Consider the following 1,465-nt stretch of genomic DNA (forward strand, 5'->3'; position numbering starts at 1 on the left):
CAGCGTCGTTTCCGGGCCGGCTTCGGTCAGCCGCTCGCGCGCGGCGCTCCACATGCCCTCGCCGACGATCTCGCGGTCGAAGTGAACGACGCTCGTTGCCTGGAGCTCGCGCAGGTCTGCCGGCTCCCGGCGTGTGATGGTCTCGGTGCCCTCGAACCTCCGCTGGTCCATCTGCATCACGACCCGCGACCTGGTGCCCAGCTGCCCGTCCTCGCCACTCAGCGGCTCGTGCAGCACCAGACCCCGCAGCCATTTCGGCCGGTGTGCCGGGTCCTCGAGCAGCCGGACCACCTTCTCCCGCGGCAGGGCGATCTCGATGGAGACCGTGTACTTCATGGGCCGCATCATGCCTTTCCTCCGGGTGTGGGACAACGTGCCGGGTCTAGCGAGGAACGATGCCGCTGCGCCCCTGCCACGAGCCGTGCTCCGACAGCGGCCGGAACCGCAGGGTCGCGAATTCGTGGTGGAAGTCCCTGCGCCGGCGTTCGGCCATCGCGGCAGCATGACGCTCGGGCTCCGGGACACTGCTATGGCCGTGCACCATCTCCTCCATCTCGCCCACCGTCCGCCAAACAGAGAACGTAGAAATCGTCCGCGGCGGGCGCATCGCGGCCAGCGCCAACGTGGCCCCCGGATGGTCACGAACCAGCCGCTCCACCGGCTTGCCCCACTTCAGGAACCTCGGCACCTCCAGCAGGCGCATCCGAGCCAGCGTGACCGCCACGACAGGTTCGGCAGGATCCCACTCCCCCGCCCTCGCCGGCAGGTCCGGCAGCGCCGCAAGCCGCGACCAACGACGAAGAAACTGCATACGCACATGCCAACCCGCAGCCAACTCCCTGCCCATGCGGTGATCCGCCAGAAACGTCTCGACCGCCGCCTCGTCCTCCCACCGCGCGAACATCGCCATCCGACGCAACTGCATCCGAGCCGGCGAAACCGTCGGCGCACCGAGGCGCATCAGCGCCAGGCACTCGGCATACCGCAGCCCAGGCGTGGAAGACACAGCCGGCGCCTTCCACAGTGCCCCCACCGTCGTCGTCGGACGGAGCTCCGCAAGGTGAAACGTAAAGATCGTCATCGTCGGCCAACTGTCCCACGAGTGAGGGCCCGCAGCGCCGAGCACGGACTCACGCCAACAACCTGTAGATGTCATCTCAAGCACCGAGCTGTAGCCCTGTGGTCAAGGCGCGCGTAGCTCCTCGGACACTGAAATGGCCGATTCAGTTGCTTCCAGCGGCACGATCTGTGCCCGTGTGTTTCTGTGGTTGGCGGGTTGTCCGTTTGGGCAAGAGTTGCCGCTGGCAACCGTCGGCTCACGGCGAGGACAGCCCCCGGAGGATAGCTCCGCAGCGACGCGGCCCGGCGTTGTCCGTGAGGACACCGCCGGGGCGCGGGTGCGCCACGAGATGGGGAGAGGGTCGTGGTGGGTAAGGGTGTGCGGAAACTGGGGTTGTTGGAGGGG

2 protein-coding genes are annotated in these 1,465 nt (G+C 67.8%); both read right to left on the minus strand.

From position 1 onward, the window contains the following. Nucleotides 1-336: SRPBCC family protein (locus AB0H36_RS48045; RefSeq protein ID WP_360539115.1), on the minus strand; the 336-nt coding region annotated here is incomplete at its 3' end. Between the two features lie 46 nt (nt 337-382). Then, entirely contained in the window at nt 383-1,081 is a 699-nt protein-coding gene (locus tag AB0H36_RS48050) for a hypothetical protein (RefSeq protein ID WP_360539118.1), read from the minus strand. Nucleotides 1,082-1,465: the final 384 nt, after the last annotated feature.

The organism is Kribbella sp. NPDC050820, from assembly GCF_040653975.1.
Taxonomy (GTDB): Bacteria; Actinomycetota; Actinomycetes; order Propionibacteriales; family Kribbellaceae; genus Kribbella.